Annotated in this window: 19 protein-coding genes; 10 read left to right on the top strand and 9 right to left on the bottom strand. The window is 59.2% G+C overall.

Annotation, left to right across the window (positions count from 1 at the left end; all coding sequences use genetic code 11):
- Nucleotides 1-16: 16 nt before the first annotated feature.
- Nucleotides 17-904 carry a lysophospholipid acyltransferase gene (locus V7787_RS31960; RefSeq protein WP_003253121.1) on the bottom strand — a complete coding sequence of 296 codons (888 nt, stop codon included), beginning with the start codon at nt 902-904 and terminating at the stop codon, nt 17-19.
- Between the two features lie 41 nt (nt 905-945).
- The gene (locus V7787_RS31955) at nt 946-1,497 is read right to left on the bottom strand and encodes a DNA-3-methyladenine glycosylase I (RefSeq protein WP_020192530.1); all 552 of its coding nucleotides are present in this window, start codon (nt 1,495-1,497) and stop codon (nt 946-948) included.
- A gap of 83 nt (nt 1,498-1,580) precedes the next feature.
- Between V7787_RS31955 and glyQ the strand changes: the two genes are divergently transcribed.
- The 4 genes from glyQ to V7787_RS31935 are packed head-to-tail and all read left to right on the top strand — an operon-like array spanning nt 1,581 to nt 5,942.
- Nucleotides 1,581-2,528, top strand: coding sequence for a glycine--tRNA ligase subunit alpha (gene glyQ / locus V7787_RS31950; protein WP_003253126.1), 948 nt, complete (start codon nt 1,581-1,583; stop codon nt 2,526-2,528).
- Nucleotides 2,525-4,579, top strand: coding sequence for a glycine--tRNA ligase subunit beta (gene glyS / locus V7787_RS31945; RefSeq protein WP_020192531.1), 2,055 nt, complete (start codon nt 2,525-2,527; stop codon nt 4,577-4,579). The genes glyQ and glyS overlap by 4 nt, the downstream gene beginning before the upstream one ends.
- A 3-nt stretch (nt 4,580-4,582) precedes the next feature.
- Complete coding sequence (gene gmhB, locus V7787_RS31940; RefSeq protein ID WP_003253129.1) at nt 4,583-5,110, top strand: D-glycero-beta-D-manno-heptose 1,7-bisphosphate 7-phosphatase; 528 nt, start codon at nt 4,583-4,585, stop codon at nt 5,108-5,110.
- Nucleotides 5,111-5,156: 46 nt separating this feature from the next.
- Entirely contained in the window at nt 5,157-5,942 is a 786-nt protein-coding gene (locus tag V7787_RS31935) for a lysophospholipid acyltransferase family protein (protein ID WP_010951467.1), read from the top strand.
- A gap of 174 nt (nt 5,943-6,116) precedes the next feature.
- Here V7787_RS31935 and V7787_RS31930 read toward each other — a convergent pair whose 3' ends face one another.
- Nucleotides 6,117-7,736: an MFS transporter gene (locus tag V7787_RS31930; protein WP_010951466.1), complete on the bottom strand. Its 1,620-nt coding sequence runs from the start codon at nt 7,734-7,736 to the stop codon at nt 6,117-6,119.
- Nucleotides 7,737-7,833: 97 nt separating this feature from the next.
- On the bottom strand, nt 7,834-9,480 hold the full coding sequence (locus V7787_RS31925; RefSeq protein WP_064492540.1) for a GMC family oxidoreductase: 1,647 nt from the start codon (nt 9,478-9,480) through the stop codon (nt 7,834-7,836).
- Nucleotides 9,481-9,714: 234 nt separating this feature from the next.
- On the opposite strand from V7787_RS31925, the gene V7787_RS31920 reads away from it, so the two are divergent.
- Complete coding sequence (locus V7787_RS31920) at nt 9,715-10,602, top strand: LysR family transcriptional regulator (RefSeq protein WP_064492541.1); 888 nt, start codon at nt 9,715-9,717, stop codon at nt 10,600-10,602.
- Here the strand turns inward: V7787_RS31920 and V7787_RS31915 are convergent.
- From V7787_RS31915 to V7787_RS31905, 3 genes are read right to left on the bottom strand one after another with little or no spacing between them, the layout of a single operon-like run.
- On the bottom strand, nt 10,591-11,409 hold the full coding sequence (locus V7787_RS31915; RefSeq protein WP_014589206.1) for a sulfite exporter TauE/SafE family protein: 819 nt from the start codon (nt 11,407-11,409) through the stop codon (nt 10,591-10,593). The two genes, V7787_RS31920 and V7787_RS31915, sit on opposite strands and share 12 nt — an antisense overlap.
- Complete coding sequence (locus V7787_RS31910) at nt 11,406-12,674, bottom strand: NAD(P)/FAD-dependent oxidoreductase (protein WP_010951462.1); 1,269 nt, start codon at nt 12,672-12,674, stop codon at nt 11,406-11,408. The genes V7787_RS31915 and V7787_RS31910 overlap by 4 nt, the downstream gene beginning before the upstream one ends.
- 40 nt (nt 12,675-12,714) lie before the next feature.
- Nucleotides 12,715-13,599 (bottom strand): MBL fold metallo-hydrolase, encoded by an 885-nt coding sequence (locus V7787_RS31905; protein WP_020192714.1) that lies wholly within the window; start codon nt 13,597-13,599, stop codon nt 12,715-12,717.
- A gap of 222 nt (nt 13,600-13,821) precedes the next feature.
- Between V7787_RS31905 and V7787_RS31900 the strand changes: the two genes are divergently transcribed.
- The 5 genes from V7787_RS31900 (at nt 13,822) to V7787_RS31880 (ending at nt 19,001) form a co-directional block, all read left to right on the top strand.
- Nucleotides 13,822-15,114, top strand: coding sequence for a sigma-54 interaction domain-containing protein (locus tag V7787_RS31900; protein ID WP_003253147.1), 1,293 nt, complete (start codon nt 13,822-13,824; stop codon nt 15,112-15,114).
- A gap of 130 nt (nt 15,115-15,244) precedes the next feature.
- Entirely contained in the window at nt 15,245-15,652 is a 408-nt protein-coding gene (locus V7787_RS31895; protein WP_010951459.1) for an RcnB family protein, read from the top strand.
- Between the two features lie 737 nt (nt 15,653-16,389).
- Entirely contained in the window at nt 16,390-16,791 is a 402-nt protein-coding gene (locus V7787_RS31890; protein WP_169882566.1) for a hypothetical protein, read from the top strand.
- An 81-nt stretch (nt 16,792-16,872) separates the two neighbouring features.
- A complete protein-coding gene (locus V7787_RS31885; RefSeq protein WP_230385194.1) occupies nt 16,873-18,270 on the top strand; it encodes a hypothetical protein in 1,398 nt (465 codons plus the stop codon).
- A gap of 188 nt (nt 18,271-18,458) precedes the next feature.
- Complete coding sequence (locus V7787_RS31880; protein ID WP_060477664.1) at nt 18,459-19,001, top strand: hypothetical protein; 543 nt, start codon at nt 18,459-18,461, stop codon at nt 18,999-19,001.
- A gap of 86 nt (nt 19,002-19,087) precedes the next feature.
- Here the strand turns inward: V7787_RS31880 and V7787_RS31875 are convergent, their stop codons facing one another.
- Together V7787_RS31875 and V7787_RS31870 are read right to left on the bottom strand one after the other, a co-directional pair.
- Nucleotides 19,088-19,411 carry a hypothetical protein gene (locus V7787_RS31875; protein ID WP_336091390.1) on the bottom strand — a complete coding sequence of 108 codons (324 nt, stop codon included), beginning with the start codon at nt 19,409-19,411 and terminating at the stop codon, nt 19,088-19,090.
- Between the two features lie 118 nt (nt 19,412-19,529).
- Nucleotides 19,530-20,204 carry a heavy metal response regulator transcription factor gene (locus V7787_RS31870; protein WP_003253420.1) on the bottom strand — a complete coding sequence of 225 codons (675 nt, stop codon included), beginning with the start codon at nt 20,202-20,204 and terminating at the stop codon, nt 19,530-19,532.
- Nucleotides 20,205-20,414 lie beyond the last annotated feature (210 nt).

Genomic DNA, 20,414 nt, shown 5'->3' with positions numbered 1-20,414 from the left:
AGGGGCGGTGAATGGCTTAATACCAGCGCGGCTCGCCAGCCGGGCGCTTCTTGAAGCGCTTCATGCTCCACATGTACTGGCTGGGGTACTCGCGCACATAGCGTTCGACCACCTTGCTCATCGCCGCTGCCGACACATTCACATCGGTGCTGTACATCTCTTCCGGCGCAGCTTCGAGGAACACCTTGAAGCCCGAGCCATCCGGCAACCGCAGCGCATGCAGGAACACACCTACCGCCTTGCCACCGGCCAGCATGTTCGGCACGAACTTGCTGGTCAGCGCCTGGGTGCCGAGGAACGGTACGAACACGCCCGCCGATTCCGCCGGCTCCGGGTCGGCAGGAATACCCACCTGGCCACCACGGCGCACTTCCTTGATCACGCTGAGGATGCCTTCCTTGGTCGACGGTGCCACGCGATTGCCCATCTGCACGCGCTGCTCGCGCAGCAGGTCATCCACCGCCTTCAGCTTCGGCGGGCGGTAGAAGATGATCGGCTTGCACTGGTTGCAATAGAAGTGGTTCAGCACTTCCCAGTTGCCCAGGTGGCTGGTGATGCCGACCACGCCTTTACCCGAGGCCAGGGCCTGCTCCAGCACTTCCAGGCCATGCACTTCCTTGACCAGCTCCAGCGAGCGTTGCGGCGGCCAGATCCAGGCACAGGCACTTTCGACAAAGGATTTACCGATATCCCGCAGCGCCTGGCCCACCAGTTGCTCACGGGCAACCGGGTCCATCTCCGGGAAGCATTTGGCCAGGTTGATCCGTACCACGTTGCGCGAACTGTTGGGGATTTTCCACATCAGCCAGCCAATACCGGCGCCGACACGCTGCACAGCGCCCCAGGGCAGCTTGGCAAACAGGCGCAGCACCCCGACCATCAGGGCGCCCTTGAACTTTTCCACAGGCGAATTCCTTATTTCAGCAAGGCGCGCATTGTAACCCCTCAGCGCAACAAGGCGGCGTAGCGATCGCAGTCGGTGGTGTGGTCCATGACCATGCCGGTGGCCTGCATGAAGGCGTAGCAGATGGTCGGACCGACGAACGTGAAGCCAGCTTTCTGCAGGGCCTTGCTCATTGCCTTGGCTTCATCGGTGACCGCCGGCACGTCGCTGCGCTGCTTGAAGTGGTTGATCTTCGGTGAGCCGCCGACGAACGACCACAGCCATTCGGCAGGGTTATCCACAGCCAGCCAGGCCTGGGCATTGCGCCTTGCGGCCTTGAGCTTGAGGCGATTGCGGATGATGCCTGCATCCTGCATCAATTCTTCGATGCGTTCGTCGCTCATGGCCGCCAGCTTTACCGGGTCGAAGCCGTACATCACCTCGCGATAACGCTCGCGTTTGCGCAAAACGGTAATCCACGAAAGCCCCGCCTGGAACCCTTCGAGCAAAAGCATCTCGAAGAGCAACGCCGGGTCGCGCTGTGGCATTCCCCATTCCTGGTCGTGGTAGGCCTGGTACAACGGATCGTCGGTACACCAAAAGCAGCGTGGCATAAGGCTCCAATGAGTAGAGGGCGAGGCGAATCAGGTTATACTCCCGCTCTTTACATCCGCATCCCCAGATACAGGTGAATTTCGTGAGCCAGCCTACGCCAGCCGTGCGTACCTTCCAAGACCTGATCCTCGCCCTGCAGAACTACTGGGCAGCTCAAGGTTGTGTGGTACTTCAGCCCTACGATATGGAAGTAGGCGCCGGCACTTTCCACACCGCTACATTCCTGCGCGCCGTGGGTCCAGAAACCTGGAACGCCGCCTATGTGCAGCCTAGCCGTCGTCCTGCCGACGGGCGGTATGGCGAAAACCCCAACCGCCTGCAGCACTACTACCAGTTCCAGGTGGTGCTCAAACCGAACCCGGCCAACTTCCAGGAGCTGTACCTCGGCTCGCTGAAAGCCATCGGTCTGGATCCGCTGGTGCACGACATTCGTTTCGTCGAAGACAACTGGGAATCGCCGACCCTCGGCGCCTGGGGTCTGGGCTGGGAAATCTGGCTCAACGGCATGGAAGTCACCCAGTTCACCTACTTCCAACAAGTCGGCGGCATCGAGTGCTACCCGGTCACCGGTGAAATCACCTACGGCCTGGAGCGCCTGGCCATGTACATCCAGGGCGTCGATTCGGTGTACGACCTGGTGTGGGCCGACGGCCCGTTCGGCAAGGTCACCTATGGCGACGTGTTCCACCAGAACGAGGTGGAGCAGTCGACCTACAACTTTGAACATGCCAACGTCGACAAGCTGTTCGAACTGTTCGATTTCTACGAAAGCGAAGCCAACCGCCTGATCAAGCTGGAGCTGCCGCTGCCGACCTATGAAATGGTCCTGAAGGCCTCGCACACCTTCAACCTGCTGGACGCCCGCCGCGCCATCTCGGTAACCGAGCGCCAGCGTTACATCCTGCGTGTACGTACCCTGGCCCGGGACGTGGCGCAAAGCTATCTGCAAGCCCGCGCACGCCTGGGCTTCCCGATGGCCACCCCTGAACTGCGTGACGAAGTGTTGGCTAAGCTGGAGGCTGCACAATGAGTGCTCAAGATTTCCTGGTAGAACTGGGCACCGAAGAGCTGCCACCCAAGGCCCTCGCCAGCCTTGGCGACGCCTTCCTGGCCGGTATCGAAAAAGGCCTGCAGGCTGCTGGCCTGAACTACACCGGCAAGCAGGTGTACGCCGCGCCGCGTCGTCTGGCCGTGCTGATTCGCCAGCTGGACGTGCAGCAGCCTGACCGCAGCATCAACATCGACGGCCCGCCCCTGCAGGCTGCCTTCAACGCCGAAGGCGAGCCGACCCAGGCTGCGCTGGGCTTCGCCAAGAAGTGCGGTGTGGAACTGGCCGAGATCGACCAGAGCGGCCCCAAGCTGCGCTTCTCCCAGCACATCCCGGGCAAGGCTACCGTTGGGCTGCTGCCGACCATCGTCGAAGATTCGCTGAACGACCTGCCGATTCCCAAGCGCATGCGCTGGGCGGCCAGCCGTGAAGAGTTCGTGCGCCCGACCCAATGGCTGGTGATGCTGCTGGGCGATCAGGTGGTCGATTGCACCATCCTGTCGCAGAAGGCCGGGCGTGAATCCCGTGGCCACCGCTTCCACCATCCGGAAAACGTGCTCATCACCACCCCGGCCAACTACGTCGAAGACCTGCGCAAGGCCTACGTCCTGGCCGACTTCGCCGAGCGCCGCGAGCTGATCAGCAAGCGTACCGCAGAGCTGGCCATGCAGCAGGAAGGCACGGCCATCGTGCCACCGGCGCTGCTGGACGAAGTGACCGCTCTGGTCGAGTGGCCGGTGCCGCTGGTGTGCTCGTTCGAGGAGCGTTTCCTCGAGGTGCCGCAAGAAGCCCTGATCACCACCATGCAGGACAACCAGAAGTACTTCTGCCTGCTGGACAGCGAAGGCAAGCTGCTGCCGCGCTTCATTACCGTGGCCAACGTCGAAAGCCGCGACCCGAAGCAGATCGTGCAAGGCAACGAAAAAGTCGTGCGCCCGCGCCTGACCGACGCCGAGTTCTTCTTCAAGCAGGACAAGAAGCAACCACTGGAAACCTTCAACGAGCGCCTCAAGAACGTGGTGTTCCAGGCTCAGCTCGGCACCGTGTACGACAAGGCCGAACGTGTTTCCAGGCTGGCCGCCTTCATTGCTCCGCTGATCGGCGGCGACGCCCAGCGCGCTGGCCGTGCCGGCCTGCTGTCGAAGTGCGACCTGGCCACCGAGATGGTCGGCGAATTCCCTGAAATGCAGGGTGTTGCCGGTTACTACTACGCGCTCAACGACGGTGAGCCGGAAGACGTAGCCCTGGCCCTGAACGAGCAGTACATGCCGCGCGGTGCAGGCGCCGAGCTGCCGCAGACCCTGACCGGTGCTGCCGTGGCCATCGCCGACAAGCTCGACACCTTGGTGGGTATCTTTGGCATCGGCATGCTGCCTACCGGCAGCAAGGACCCGTACGCCCTGCGCCGTGCTGCTCTGGGCGTGCTGCGTATCCTGATCGAGAAGCAACTGGACCTGGACCTGACCGGTGCGGTTGAGTTTGCAGTCAAGCAGTTCGGCGCCAAGGTCAAGGCCCCCGGCCTGGCCGAGCAAGTACTGGAGTTCATTTTCGACCGCCTGCGCGCGCGTTACGAAGACGAAGGCATCGACGTCGCCACGTACCTGTCGGTACGCGCACTGCAGCCAGGCTCCGCCCTGGACTTCGACCAGCGCGTACAAGCTGTGCAGGCGTTCCGCAAACTGCCGGAAGCCGAGGCCCTGGCCGCGGTGAACAAGCGCGTGTCGAACCTGCTGAGCAAGGCCGAAGGTGCCATCGCCGAGCAGGTCGAGCCGAAGTACTTCGACAATGCTAACGAGTTCTCCCTGTACTCGGCCATCCAGCAGGCCGACCAGGCCGTGCAACCGATGGCTGCAGCACGTCAGTACAGCGAATCGCTGGCCCGCCTGGCGGCCCTGCGTGACCCGGTCGATGCCTTCTTCGAGGCGGTCATGGTCAACGCCGAAGACGCCAAGGTACGTGCCAACCGTTATGCCCTGCTCAGCCGTCTGCGCGGCCTGTTCCTGGGCGTGGCTGACATTTCGCTGCTGGGGTAAGCCTTGAAACTGCTGATTCTCGACCGTGACGGGGTGATCAACTACGACTCCGATGCGTACATCAAGACGCTGGAAGAATGGGTGCCGATCCCTGGTTCGGTCGATGCGATCGCGCAGTTGAGCAAGGCGGGCTGGACGGTGGCCGTGGCCACCAACCAGTCCGGCATTGCCCGTGGCTACTACCCGCTGGCAACCCTTGAGGCCATGCACGCGCGCCTGCGCGCGCTGGTGGCCGAGCAGGGCGGCGAGGTGGGCCACATCGTGTATTGCCCGCATGGGCCGGACGAAGGGTGCGATTGCCGCAAGCCCAAGCCCGGCATGCTGCGGGCGATCGCCGAGCATTACCAGATCGGCCTTGAAGGCGTCTGGTTCGTCGGCGACAGCAAAGGTGACCTGGAGGCCGCCCTGGCCGTCGGTGCACAACCCGTGCTGGTGAAAACCGGCAAGGGCGAGCGGACCCTGGAAAAAGGCGTCCCGGAAACTACACTGATTTTCGACGATCTGGCAGCTATCGCCAGAGAACTAATTTAAACAGTGCGCCTTCTGGCGCATTTTTCTCAGGCGGGCATGCCCCGCAATGGTACAAGCCACTATGTCGATCCTGCAGGCGATCAGAATCTTTCTTTTTTACCTGCTGCTGGGCACCAGTTCGCTGCTGTGGTGCTCGCTGAGCTTCTTCGTCGCGCCGTTCCTGTCGTTCCCCAAGCGCTACAAGTTCATCAACGTGTACTGGTGCCGCTGCGCGCTGTTTCTGGTGCGCACCATCCTGGGCATCGACTACAAGATCACTGGCGCCGAGAACGTGCCAGCTGAGCCTTGCGTGATTCTGTCCAATCACCAGAGCACCTGGGAAACCTTCTTCCTGTCCCAGTACTTCTCGCCGCTTAGCCAGGTGCTCAAGCGCGAGCTGCTGTATGTACCGTTCTTCGGCTGGGCCATGGCCATGCTGCGGCCCATCGCGATCAACCGCGACAACCCCAAGGAAGCGTTGCGCCAAGTGGCGAGCAAGGGTGACGAACTGCTCAAGCAGAAGACGTGGGTGCTGATTTTCCCAGAAGGCACCCGTGTGCCGTTCGGCACCATCGGCAAGTTTTCCCGCGGCGGTACCGCCCTGGCCGTGAATGCCGGGCTGCCAGTGCTGCCGATTGCCCACAACGCCGGCAAGTTCTGGCCCAAGACCGGTTGGGGCAAGCGCGCCGGTACAATCGAAGTGGTAATTGGTGAGCCGATGTACGCCAACGGCACAGGGCCACGTGCCATCGCCGAACTCAACGACCGCGCTGCAGCTTGGAACGAAGCGACCCAGCGGGCCATGGGATCGCTGCCGCCAGCGGCGGAAAAACCTCAGGAGCAGATGGCTTGACCTTCTGTGGATAACTTGTGTGCAGTTTTTGGATTAAATGCTTGAATTGATAGCTAAGTGTATGAATTTGCTAGTTATTTCTTTGTATGAATTTTTTCTGAAAATCGTGCATAAGTTTTTTTGAGGCATAAGAAAACCGGCTTTTACAGCCGGTTTTTTTATGGCATGTGGACATCAGACTTTGTCGATATCTACATCCTTGGTTTCTCTCAGACAGAAGATCCCAACCACCAGGCTGATCCCGGTCACCAGCACCGGGTACCACAGCCCGTAGAAGATATCCCCGGTATAGACCACCAGCGCAAACGATACGGTAGGCAGGAAACCACCAAACCAGCCATTACCAATGTGGTAGGGCAGCGACATCGAGGTGTAGCGGATGCGGGTCGGGAACAGCTCGACCATCACCGCCGCCAACGGGCCATAGGTCATGGTCGCGATCAGGATCATCGCCACGATCAGTACCACCACCATTACCTGGTTGACCTGCGCAGGGTCGGCCTTGGCCGGGTAACCAGCCTGCTCGATTGCAGCACGCATGGCGGTTTCGTCAAAGCCGTTGATGGTCTTGTCACCGATGTTGACCACCACTTCACTGCCGGCCACGCTAACCGAGCTGTACGGCAGGCCCTGCTTGACCAGGAAGGTCTTGACCTTGTCGCACGGGCTGTCAAAACGAGCCTTGCCCACTGGGTCGAACTGGAATGTGCAGCCTTGCGGGTCGGCGGTGACCACGATCGGCGCCTGACGGCTGGCAGCGTCGATCTGCGGGTTGGCGTAGTGGCTCAGCGCCTTGAACAGTGGGAAGTACAGTACCGTGGCCAGCAACAGGCCGAGCATCAGGATCGGCTTGCGGCCGATACGGTCGGACAACCAGCCGAAGAACACGAAGAACGGCGCGCCAATCACAACGCTGATGATGAGCAGGGTGTTGGCCTGAGCCGAGTCCATTTTCAGCATCTGGGTCATGAAGAACAGAACGTAGAACTGCGCCGTGTAGAAGGTCACAGCCTGCCCCGCGTTGATGCTGAACAGGGCGGTAAGCACCACTTTCAGGTTTGGCCAGGAGGTGAATGACTCACGGATGGGCGACTTGCTGACCTTACCCTGAGCCTTCATTTTCACAAAGGCCGGCGACTCGTGCATGCTCATGCGAATCCAGGTGGAGATCGCCAGCAGCACGATCGACAGCAGGAACGGCAAGCGCCAGCCCCAGGTCTCGAACTGGTCGCCACTGATATACCGGCTACCCAGCACCACCAAGAGCGACAACAACAGGCCCAGCGTTGCGGTGGACTGGATGAAACCAGTGTGCAAGCCCCGCTTGCCGGGCGGCGCATGCTCGGCCACGTAAGTGGCTGCACCGCCATACTCGCCGCCCAGCGCCAGCCCTTGAAGCATGCGCAGGATCACCAGGATGATCGGTGCGGCGATGCCGATGCTGGCGTAGGTGGGCAACAACCCCACAGCGAAAGTGGACAGGCCCATCAGCACGATGGTGACCAGGAAGGTGTACTTGCGCCCGATCATGTCACCCAGGCGGCCGAACACCAGCGCGCCAAACGGCCGCACCAGAAAGCCCGCAGCGAAGGCCATCAGGGCGAAGATGAAAGCGGTGGTATCGTTCACGCCAGCGAAGAACTGCTTGCTAATGACCGCTGCCAGCGCACCATAGAGAAAAAAGTCATACCACTCGAAAACCGTCCCGAGAGATGACGCGAAAATGATCTTGCGTTCTTCACGGCGGCTGGAGCTGCTGGCCGCCGCCCCCTGCTCTTGGATGTAATCCGACATCGTTGCTGTCCTCGGCCCTTAGGCCACAGTGATTATTCTTGTTGTTCCACTGTCGGCGACTTCTGACCGCAAGCCGCCGGTACTGCACGCACCCGGGTCAGGGCGTCGGTAACGCGTCTTGGTTCAGGTAGGTCTGGGTAGCAGCTCCTTTGAGGATCAGTTGCGCCGCCTTTTCGGCGATCATCAGGGTGGGGGAACAGGTATTGCCGGACGTTATGTGCGGCATGATCGAAGCATCAGCCACGCGAAGACCGGGGATGCCATGCACGCGCAGCTGGTTATCCACAACGTCCATGGCACCGTTGCCCATGCGACAGGTACCGACCGGGTGGAAGATGGTGGTGCCGATCTTGCCAGCGGCCTCGAACAGGTCTTCCTCGCTTTGCAGCGCTGGGCCCGGCAAATATTCCTTGGGCTCGAAAGCGGCGAGGGCAGGGGCCTGGACGATGCGCCGGGTAAGGCGAATGGCATCGGCAGCAACCCGCAAGTCCTGCGGAGCACTGAGGTAATTGGGGTCGATCAGCGGCGTGCTGTTCATGTCGGTGCTGCAGATGTCGATGCGCCCGCGGCTGGCCGGGCGCAGGTTACACACCGAGGCAGTAAAGGCCGGGAACTGATGCAACGGCTCACCGAAGCGTTCCAGTGACAGCGGCTGCACGTGATACTGAAGGTTGGCGGTGGCCTGTTCGGGGCTTGAACGCACGAACGCGCCTAACTGGCTCGGCGCCATGGCCAGCGGCCCACTACGGTCGTAGAGGTAACGCAGGCCCATGCCCATCTTGCCCCACAGGCTGTTGGCCATCTGGTTCAAGGTACGGGTGTTGCGGATCTGGTAGATCAGGCGCAGTTGCAGGTGGTCCTGCAAGTTGCCACCAACGCCTGGCATGTCGTGGCGAACACCAATACCCAAGCTTTCCAGCAACTGACGCGGGCCGATGCCGGAGCGCTGGAGGATGCCCGGTGAACCTACCGCCCCAGCACAGAGGATGATCTCGCGGCGCGCCGCAAACTCATGCCAGGCCCCTTGCCAGAGCGCCTTCACCGCCCTTGCGCGGGTGTTGTCGAGCAGTACCTGGTCAACCTGCACGCCGGTCAGCACAGTGAGGTTGGCGCGATCCTTGATCGGCCGCAGGAAAGCTTTGGAAGCGTTCCAGCGCACACCACTGCGCTGGTTGACCTGAAAATATCCACAACCCTGGTTGTCGCCGGTGTTGAAATCGTCGACCTTGCCAATACCGCTCTGCTCGGCGGCATCTCGGAAAGCATCAAGGATCGGCCAGCTGTAGCGTTGCCGCTCGACCCGCCATTCGCCCTCCGCGCCGTGGTGCTCGCTGGCGCCTGCAAAGTGGTTTTCGCTGGCCTTGAACAGCGGTAACACATCTTTCCACGCCCAGCCGTCGTTGCCTTGCGCGGCCCAATGGTCGTAGTCGGCGGCTTGGCCCCGCATGTAGATCATGCCGTTGATCGACGAACAGCCACCTAGCACCTTGCCCCTTGGATAACCCAAAGCGCGACCGCCGAGGCCAGGTTGTGCCTCGGTCTTGAAGCACCAGTCTGTGCGCGGGTTGCCGATGCAGTAGAGGTAACCGACGGGGATGTGGATCCAGGGATAATTGTCACGGCCACCCGCCTCCAGCAGCAGCACGCGGCAGGAAGGGTCGGCGGACAAACGATTGGCCAGCAGGCATCCGGCAGGACCGGCCCCTACGACCACGTAGTCGAAGACAGAATCGGCTGATGGCATGTGCAACCTCGCGCCTGTTTTTTATTCTTGTCCCGATCCATCTTAGTGAGTAATTTCGTGGATGAAACACGAGATTTCGCGCAGCCGCTGTGCGTTTTAGCACAGTGGCAAGCCTGTACCGACCTTTTCGCGGGCTCGCCCGCACCTCAGGGATCACGTTACCTTCAGGGTGTTCACCGCACCTGTGGGGCATGCCCGTGAAGAGGCCGGAACGAACTGCCATAAAGGACAAGCATGTTCGACTGGAATGATCTGCGGTTTTTCCTCGAGTTGCAGCGCAGCGGCCGCCTGCTGACCGCCGCCAAGCGCCTGAACACTACCCACAGCACCGTGGCCCGGCATATCGAGAGCATCGAGCAGAGCCTGGGAACCGCGCTGTTCGTGCAACATGCCCAGGGGTACGAGCTGACCCCCTCGGGTCAAGCCCTGCTCAAGCATGCCGAAGCCATGGAGAACGTCGCCCTGCTGGCACAGGAGGAAATCACCCAGGCCATCACCCCGCTGGGCAAGATTCGCCTGGGGGTAACCGAAGGCATCGGCATCATGTTCTTCACCCCACGCATGAACGCGTTGTTCGAGCGCTACCCCGGCCTGGAGGTGGAACTGGTAGCGGTGCCGCGCTTCGTCAGCATCCTCAACCGCGAGGCAGAAATCAGCATCCATCTGGAGCGGCCCAACGCCGATCTGCTGATCACCCGCAAACTCACCGACTACCGCCTGGCGCTATACGCCAGCCAGGACTACCTGGACCGCGCGCCGCCACTGCGCCACCGCGAAGACCTGGCCCGGCACAGCTGGATCGGCTACGTTGACGATTTGCTGTTCAGCCAGGAACTGCTGTTTCTCAACAGTTTCTGCCGAGCACCCAACGTGGTGTTTCGAAGCACCAGCGTGATCGCCCAGCAAGCCGCCGCCCGCGCCGGGCTGGGCATCGCCGTGCTGCCCAACTACATGGCCCGCCACGACCCGACAATGGTGCGCGTGCTGCCGGGTGAAACCATCCAGCGCAGCTACTGGATCTGCACCCGCCGTGAGCTGCACAAGTCTGTGCGCCTGCGGGTGGTGTGGGACTACCTGCTGGCGTTGTGCGCGGCCGAACAAAGCGAGTTGCTAGCCGAGTAGAGCCTTGCCGGCCAACAACAGGGCAGCGGCCCAACCTGCCACGGCAAACATCTGCTGCAGACGCGGCCCGGCCAACCTGGCTGCCAAAGGCCGCGCCAGCAGCAGGCCGAGCACCGCGCCGACGGCAAACGGGGCGCCAACCTGCCAGTGCATGACGCCCGCAAGGCTGGCGCTGACCACACTGCCGGTAGAGACCAGGGCAATCACCGCCAGCGAAGTGGAAACGATGCTGGCCATGCGCAGGTTGGTGTAGCGGTTCAGGGCAGGGATGATGACGAACCCCCCACCCACGCCGAGCAGGCCGGACAACAACCCGGACAAGGCACCCGTGAATGCCAATGCGCGCGCGCAGGGCAGGGTCCAGCGCAAACGACCCTGCAGCGGGTTCAGCACACACGGCTCGATAAAGCGATGAGCGTCATTGGCTTCGCCACGCAGCTCTTTGGCCGCCTTGCGCCATATGCGCAGGCAGGCATAAACCAGCACGCCGGCGAATACCACCTGCAACGGTGCATTCGGCAGGCGGTGCGCCAGCATCAGCCCGAACGGCGCTGCTGCCACACCAACCAACGCAATGAACAGCGCAGCCCGATAACGCACCAGCCCTTGGCGCAAGCCCAGCACGGCACCAACCGCTGCAGCCAAACCTACAGCCAACAGGCCCACCGGTGCCGCTTCGACCATCGATAGCCCCAGGCCGAACACCAGCAAGGGTACTGCAAGAATGCCACCGCCTGCGCCGGTCAGCGCCAGCACCGCGCCGATGATTGCGCCCAGGCCCGCCCCTAACAGTTGATGCTCGATCACTGCCCACCCTCGGCTACCAGCTGCGGGCGTGCCAACCACTCGCGCCCCTTGAGCATGCCTTGCCAATACAGCGGTGGCAGCGCCTGTGCCTTGAGCAGCCAGGCCAGGCGGGTCGGCTTGCGGCCATCCAGTAACCAGTTGGGGAAGCTCGGTGCCAGCTTGCCGCCATAGGTGAACTCGGCCAGGACGATCTTGCCGCGCTCGACGGTAAGCGGGCACGAGCCATAGCCGTCGTACTGAGCCAGGGTCGCCAGCCTGCCCAGCGCCACCAGCACATTGTTGGCGACCACCGGTGCCTGCTTGCGCGCCGCAGCGGCGGTCTTGGCATTGCTGGTGTTAGCCACGTCACCTAGGGCATGAACGTTGGTGTATTTGCGATGGCGCAGGGTATGCGGATCGACGTCAACCCAGCCGGAGCTATCAGCCAAGGGGCTTTCGCGAATGAAGTCTGGCGCCACCTGTGGCGGTACCACGTGCAGCATGTCGAAGGCCTCGATGCGCGTCTCGCTGCTGCCATCGGGCAAGGTACGCAAGAATGTAGCGCGCTTTCCCGGGCCGTCTACGGCAACCAACCTGTGAGAGAAGTTGAGATCGACGGCGTATTTTTCGATGTACTTCATCAGCGCGGGCACGTAGTCCGCGACACCGAACAGCACGGCACCCGCATTGTAGAAGCTGGCTTTCACCGCCCCCAAATGGCCATGGCGCAGCCAGTGGTCGCAAGACAGATACAGCGCCTTCTGTGGTGCACCGGCGCACTTGATCGGCATGGGCGGCTGGCTGAACAACGCGCGTCCTTGCTTGAGCTTTTGCACCAGTTCCCAGGTATAGGGTGCCAGGTCGTAGCGATAGTTGGAGGTGACACCGTTGCGGCCCAGGGTCTCGCTGAGCCCATCAATGGCCGCCCAGTCCAGCTTGAGGCCGGGGCAGACGATCAGCTGTTCATAGCTGATGGCGCGACCATCATCGAGGATGACCAACTGGGCCAATGGGTCGAATCCCTTTACCCGCGCCTTGACCCAGCGCACACCGCGAGGAATGGTCGACGCCATGGTGCGGGCAGTGCTGGGTGCCTTGAACACACCGGCACCGACCATGGTCCAGCCGGGTTGGTAGTAGTGCACTTCGGCAGGGTCGATCAAGGCGACGTCCAACGATGGGTCGCGGCTGATCAGGCTGGAAGCAGTGGCGATCCCGGCGGCACCGGCACCGACGATGACCACCTTGTGGTGGTCGGTATTGGCAGGGGACAACAAGGCAGGCATGGCGGTAAATCCTGGAAATCTGATTATGGGGGCAGGGCGCTTACAGCTTGTTCAGCGGGATCTTCAGATAGCTCACACCGTTCGCCTCTGGAGGGGGTAGCTGGCCGCTACGCATGTTCACCTGCACCGAAGGCAGGATCAGCACAGGCATTTCGAGCGTCTTGTCGCGGGCTTCGCGCATGGCAACGAAGCTGTCCTCATCGATACCCTGATGGATGTGAATGTTGTGGGCGCGCTGCTCGGCGACAGTTGTGACGTACTGCATGTCGCGGCCACCTGGCAGGTAGTCGTGGCACATGAACAACCGCGTCTGATCGGGGAAAGCCAGCAGGCGACGGATTGAGCGGTACAAGGTGCGGGCATCGGCCCCGGGGAAGTCGCAGCGGGCGGTGCCATAGTCGGGCATGAACAAGGTGTCTCCAACGAACACCGCGATCTCGCCGGCATCTTCGATCATGAAACTCATGCACGCGGGTGTGTGCCCAGGCGTGTGCAACGCACGGGCCTGCAGGTTGCCAATCCGGAAACCTTCCTCGTCTTCGAGCAGCACATCGAACTGGCTGCCATCACGGGCGAAGCCGGGCTCTGCGTTGAACAAGGCGCCAAACACTTTCTGCACCTGGGTAATGTGCGCGCCAATTGCGGTATGGCCGCCCAGCTTTTCTTTCAGGTAGGCAGCCGCTGAAAGGTGGTCAGCGTGCACATGGGTTTCCAACACCCACCGCACGCTGGCATTCAGTTCATTCACACGCTCGACCAAGCGATCAGCCGAAGCGCTACAGGTGCGCCCGGACTTGGGGTCGTAATCCAGCACGCTGTCGATCAATGCGCATTGTCGGGTTTCACGGTCCATGACCAGATAGCTGATGGTCGAGGTCGCCTCGTCGTAGAAGGCGTCCACGTGAAGGTTGTTGCCGATGATCATCACGTTCTCCAATTTATCCGCCCCGCCTTGTACAGGCGTAGGCAGTGACAGGAGCTTTATCAAGATGCATGCCAGGCTTTTTGCCACTCACTGGCCAGTAAAACCGGCCAGTTGCAGACCGCTGCGGGCAAAACTGGCAGCCAAGGTGGCAGTCGACTGACAGCCAATGGCAGTGTTTGGCAGTCCTTGTTACCCTGCGTCGGTCATCCATACGGTGCCGACATGCCTGAAGCCCATCCTCTCATCCTAGCTCTGGTTTCCTACCTCGAGCACGATGCCCTTCCGACCATCGTGTTGGACACCGACTACAACATCCTCGCCGCCAATGCGGCCTATCGCCGTCAGTTTGGCCGGCATGATCAGGCCCCACTGGGCGAGAAGTGCCACAGGGTTTCGCACCACTACGCTGTGCCGTGCGACCAGGCTGGCGAACATTGCCCGATGCGCAAGGCGTGGGACAGCAAGGTACCGGAGCGGGTATTGCACATTCATCACACACCACGCGGCCCGGAGCATGTGGATGTGGAGTTGCGGCCGATCCTGGATGAGCAGGGCAAGGTAGTGGCCTTTGTCGAACGCCTCACCACCATCACCCTCGCTTCGGCGCAGCCACAGGAGCAAGGGTTGGTCGGCCGCGCGCCAACCTTCAAGGCCGCGCTGGCCAGCCTGCAGCGTGCGGCACCGGCGCAGATCCCGGTGTTGCTGCAGGGGGAGTCGGGGACCGGCAAGGAGCTGTTCGCCCGTGCAGTGCACATGGGCAGCCCCAGGGCCAACGGCCCACTGGTGGTGGTCGACTGCACCGGCCTGACCGAGTCGTTGTTCGAGAGTGAACTGTTCGGCTATGAGAAGGGCGCGTTCACCGGGGCGAATCAGCGCAAGATCGGCTTGGCCGAGGCAGCCCATGGCGGCACCCTGTTCCTCGACGAAATCGGTGAAGTGCCGCTGGCGATGCAGGTGAAGCTGCTGCGCCTGATAGAGTCCGGCAGTTTCCGTCCTGTGGGCAGCCTGCGCACTGTCCATTCGGATTTCCGCCTGATATCGGCCACCCATAAACCACTTAAACAAATGGTCGCGGATGGCTCCTTCCGTGAAGACCTGTATTACCGCATCAGCGGCTTCCCGATTCGTCTGCCTGCATTGCGCGAACGGGTGGAAGATCTGCCGCTGCTCGCACAGAGCCTGCTGCAGCGCATGGCCGGCCAGCCGACGCCCAGGCTGAGTGAAGACGCCTTGCAGCAACTTGCGTTGCATCCGTTTCCAGGCAATATCCGCGAACTGCGCAACATTCTGGAACGCGCGCGTTTGTTTGCCGATGACGGAGTAATCAGACCGGAGCATTTACCGGAAGACACTGGGCTGACTGGCGCGGCTAAAGGAAGCGGCCGTCGCAATGACTTGGGTGAGCTGGCGCAGGCGCTGGAGCAGTTCAAAGGCTCGCGCAGTGAACTGGCCAGTCATCTTGGCATGAGTGAACGCACGCTGTATCGCCGCTTGAAAGCACTCGGGCTGAACTGAAAGAACGCCAGACTTTACCGGACCTTTACCTGCGCCCTGACATTGAAAGGGAAAAATCGTGGTCTGATCAGTTAACCGAACCTGGCACTCAATACCTGCCAGGCGATTAACAGGCAGAGGACCGCATCAAATGAAGAAAGCCCTAACCGTGATCTGCGCCGCGCTCATGCTCAGCACACCGCTGGCAAGCTTCGCGCAACCGGGCCCGCCTGATCGGCATGATGGCGGCCCATCGCACCAAGGCAACCCGCCACATGGTCAACCACAGCACCAGGGCCGACATGACAATGGCCGCGGACCTGCTTACCGTGATCCAAACTTCCGCCCACAACAAGGCATGCCGATACCTCATAAACAGTGGCAGCGTGGTCATGCCGTTGATCCACATTACCGTGGGGACCGTTACTGGGTAACTGACTGGAAAGCACGCCACCTGTATGCGCCACCTCGTGATCATCGTTGGCTGTATGTGAATGGCGACTATGTTCTGGTGGCCATTGCCAGCGGTGTGATCGTGAACATTCTCACCGGCTACTGATTGTTTGCAGGCACTAAAAAGCCCGCATCAGCGGGCTTTTTAGTGCCTGGCGAATTACACCTGATGTAGGTTCACAAAATAGGTGATAGGCCAGACCCCGTGAAATTGGAAGCTTGGCCATTTTTTTTGTGAAATGAAGGGGTGCTTTTCACAGAAAAGCCGAGAAAGCCCTACTCACCAATCACAAAAGTTGATTGGCCTGGAAAGGGCCAGTGTGTTCTCCCTTTACGACCGACGCGTGACTTTTCGGTAAGGGATGAGGAGTAGTCGCAGCGATCCTTTAGCTCCCAGTCTGGCGACCTTGGGTTCAGAATCCGACTGGCAATGCCCGTCGTCACTACTTCAGAGGAACCAGCTTCCTCTGCTGCCAGAATTGCGGGGGGGCTCATGCTGGTACCCAGGCCCGACAAATGCGCAGTTGCAGCCCTCAATTGCAAGGCTATCCAAGGCGGCACGCGTGTCAATCAAGATCTGATGCATGACGATGGCCGGCCTCACGGAGGTGAAACCGGAGATTCAGAATGACTAAACCGGCCCCGTAGACACCAACCTCCACGAAGGCCGCTATCGATCCAAAGCTGTCCTTGAAGAAAGGTAGCTAACGGCATCTATCTACAGTTTTCGGGGCGATTCACTCGTCTGAGGCTCAGGAGCACCAGGATGGGCGTCAAGGAGGTGGTCATCTTGAGGTGGACTATGCTGACCAGTTGCTCTCAAATCTAATCGTGAGGTCCTCCATGGCAACCCCCAATCTGCTGGCCCGATTCAGAGATGAAGTCCTTCTGGCCGGGCCTGAAAGCTCCCTACCTAGCAACCTATCTCAGTTCTGGCTTGAGGAGCTCCAGAATCATCTGGAGAGGTATTTCGACGGTTTGAACTCGGAGTCAGATGCAGAAGAGAAGGATCTCGACATCTCCCTTCCACTCGCAGCGATCATCCACATCTTGTTCGCAAAGAATGGTGGGGAGGAGATATCCGAGAGCTCTGAAAAGCTGTACGAGTATTTCCAAGACTACCGGCTCGAACTGGCCCTTGAAGAGATCACGCGAAAGACTCATGTGGCTGCCGAGGCTGCAACCATTGAGACCATCTTCACCAACCGAGATGTCCTGGTGGAACAAGGCCCCCTTCTTCAATAGGTACCTCCACCGATGCCATCGCCGGCGGGCACGCTCCGAGGCATTGATGGAATGCATTTTGACGGCTGCCGAGATCAGCGAATGAAAGAAATTGCTGCGCCGATGTTCGATCTAATCGCTTTGTCGCTTCCACGAGGGTTGGGGTTTGGGGACAGCCCGCCAGTAGGGGCATGGCTTAGTGAGGACGGAATTTCTTGTGCCGCTCTAACCCGAAATATCCATTCCGGCAGTTTCGGAATTGTCACCTTGCGGCGTCGTGTCGATAGCGTGTGGGTGCTCCTCAGTCATAGTGAGTGCACCACTGGCGAGTCCGAAGCCCGCGCCTCAATCAGCCATTTTCTCAGTACCCAAGCCCATCCGCTTCCACTCCCCTCAGGCGAACGACGACGTGCTCCTCTAAGCAGAATGGGTAAGCGCACACCAAGCGTGGTGTTCAAATCACTATTTGATCCAAGCCGCCGTATTGGGGCGTGGGCGCTCAATCAACTGTATCTCGCACTGCCATCCCCAGACAGAAATTGGGTTCCCGATTGCCAGACTGAGAATTTTCACACCCGCCTTTGGGAGGCCCACCTATTAGCGATTTTTCGTGAGCAGGGACTCTTTGTCACCCAGCCTAAAGAATCACCCGATTTTCATATCGAGAATAGGCTGGGAGGTGAGGCCTGGGTTGAAGCAGTGACAGCCAACCCGGAAGAGCGGTATGAGCATTTTGGCGCCTCGCCGGTCCCCCCACCAGCTGACCGACATGAGCGCTTCTTTGGAGCGGCTGCAGAAAGGTTTGCGAGGACCATCCAAAACAAATTGGACAAGCGTTACGAATCCCTACCGCACGTGGAGGGTAAGCCGCTCATTCTGGCCTTAGCCGATTTCCATGCGCCCAGTTCAATGCTGTGGAGCAGGGAGTCGCTCATCAGCTATCTCTATGGCTTTTCAGTTCACTCATCTGCGCATCGTGGAATGCAGCTGATAACTGTGGAGGAAGAGACATCTCTGCTATCAGGGCGCCCCAACGGCCTATTTACGCTAAGGGAAAATGCCCATCTTTCAGCGGTCATTTTCACCAATGCCTGCACAGTCTCAAAGCTCAGCCGAGTGCCGATTTCAGGTGGAGCTCATCTAGACGGGTACCGATACTTGCGGTTTGGTGAGTTTTTCGACCGTTCTCCAGGTGCATCACGAGGTATCCCATTTTTGTTGGATGTAGCGTCCAGCGATTACGGTCAGCTCTGGCCGCAGTATGGCTACGAGCCGTGGTCTGCTGAAGTGGAGGTCTTCCATAATCCTATGGCATTACATCCGGTGCCTAACGAACTGATACCAGAAGTCACCCACTGGAGAGAAGTGAATGGACGAGTCGAGTGCGAATCCTTCTATGAAGTATCCATACTCCGATCCAGGACACTCGTCCTCAGTGCAAACGCTAAGGTTCCGTCACTCGATGAGTTGCTGACAGCAACCAGTCCTCCAGAGCTCTGACGGCGGCGGGGTGGCCGCATCTTTGCCCCGCAGATAGATGAGGATTTTTCAGCAAGATATCCGACCTGGGAAAGACATGAGACCCCCTGCGCAATTCAGAACTGTTGAAGCGTCACCTCTCATCGGGTAAAAGCATGACATTCTTACAACGTTAAAATAGCGTCATCCCCGAGAGCATAGGAAGAGAAATGTCGACCCAAGGACTAAATCGATTCATCGGACGCAAGATTCACGCAGTGATAATGATGGCCCCTCTTAAGCGGGAAATGATACGCCTCGGCATATGCACCGTCATGGCAATTGTTCTGAATGTCATCTTGTATACCGGCGTTGAAATAGACGGTACCATCAAGCCGTGGGCAGAAACGCCGATAAAGCTATTTGCATCGTCGATGCTATTTGCCTTCATGATTAAGGCATTTTTACCACTTCTCGGATGGACCATTTTAAGGGCAGTGCTACTCAGCGCAAACAATGCCTTCAGCGGCATACTGAGTTTTATGGGAAACCAATTCACGGGTGTCATGTACTGCACCGGAATCATCCTGGGATCTATCACGATTAAGCAGTATATGATTTCTGGGGTCTTAGATTTAGAAATGGTTTCTCTGTCTGCTATCGTATTTGCCTCAGGGATTATGTACTTCTTTATACTGCAATGCGCCATTCAAAAAACAATGAGTCCAGCTCTGCGCACACCAGCAGTACCTCGTTCAGCCACTAGGCTGTGACTATCCACCTCTGGTGCTCAGTAGACGCCCGCTCTGTTGAATCCTCAGTCATAAATAACCATTAATGGCCAGGCCCGCCTTCGACTTTATGAAGAAGGCGAGCGTGCGCGTGCCTGATTGCGCATGTATTCCGAGATGAGATTTCCGAAATTGATGTCAGCTTCTTCAACGAGAATGTTGACGTGGCAGTACAGATTTTCAGGACCTCCTAGATAATTGAAAATCCTTGATCTGACGATGCCACAAACCCCTTCTTTGACCGCCGTAGAGGGAAGGTTGATAACATCGCCGACGCACGGAATAAGTGCTAAGCCATGGTCGCTGTTGAAGATAATGTCAGCTGGACAGGCATCAATCCTGGCATGCGATTGACCTTGCGAAACCTGCTGATAATCAATGCTATACCTCATGTACAGCCTACCTCATTTGTTGGGTGAGGAATCAGCGCCGCGGATCGTAAACAGAAACCTCAAGCTCGCAAGCGACGGGAGTGTACAGCCAATTTTCGGTACCTAGAGAGCTTGGCAATTATCGCTTTTCAAGCACATACCCTACGCCCCGAAGCGTATGTATCAGCTTGGTCTCGAATGGGTCATCTATCTTGGCTCTGAGTCTTCGAATCGACACTTCTACAACGTTCGTGTCGCAGTCAAAATTCATATCCCAAACCTGAGAAATAATCTGCGTACGGCTCAGTACCACCCCGGTGTTACGCATCAAGTAGTGCAATAACGCGAATTCTTTTGTGGTCAAATCAATTCGCTGACCGTCCCTGAACGCCCTGTGCCGGCTCTGATCAAGCTCCAGGTCAGCGACGCGAATGACCTCTACGGATGCGGGGTGATCCGACCTGCGCATCAAGGCGCGAACCCGGGCCAACAGCTCAGGGAACTCAAATGGCTTGATCAGGTAGTCATCTGCGCCGTTCTCTAGCCCCCGGACCTTATCCGCCAGCCGGCTTCTCGCCGTCAGCATCATGATGCGGGAAGGGCAATTTTTACGGCGCAACAACTCAAGAACCTGCCAACCATCCATCTCTGGGAGGTTTATATCGAGAATAATCAGCTCGTATTCGTGCTGCTTGGCCAAGAATAATCCATCTGATCCGGTGTGGACGCAATCTACGACATAGCCACACTCCGTCAGACCTTGACGCACATACTCCGCAGTTTTTACTTCATCCTCAATTACCAGAATTCGCATGGGATTTTGTCTCGATATCACTGAGCAATTAACCGCGCACGCGCGCCGGCATTATTGAAAGGGATGGTAAATCAAAATGAGCGTGCCGGGGCTCAAATGACGGATTTGTAATTTCTAGGTAATACAGTTGATAGTCTGGCGGTATATCTTGTCGCGGTTTGGGTTTGACAGTTGCGGACCCTCTCTCCAGCAGGTGACTTGACCTTATGA

The organism is Pseudomonas sp. CGJS7 (genome assembly GCF_036961695.1).
Note: the sequence above shows the minus strand (reverse complement) of the source record. Positions and strands in the feature narration are given on the sequence as shown.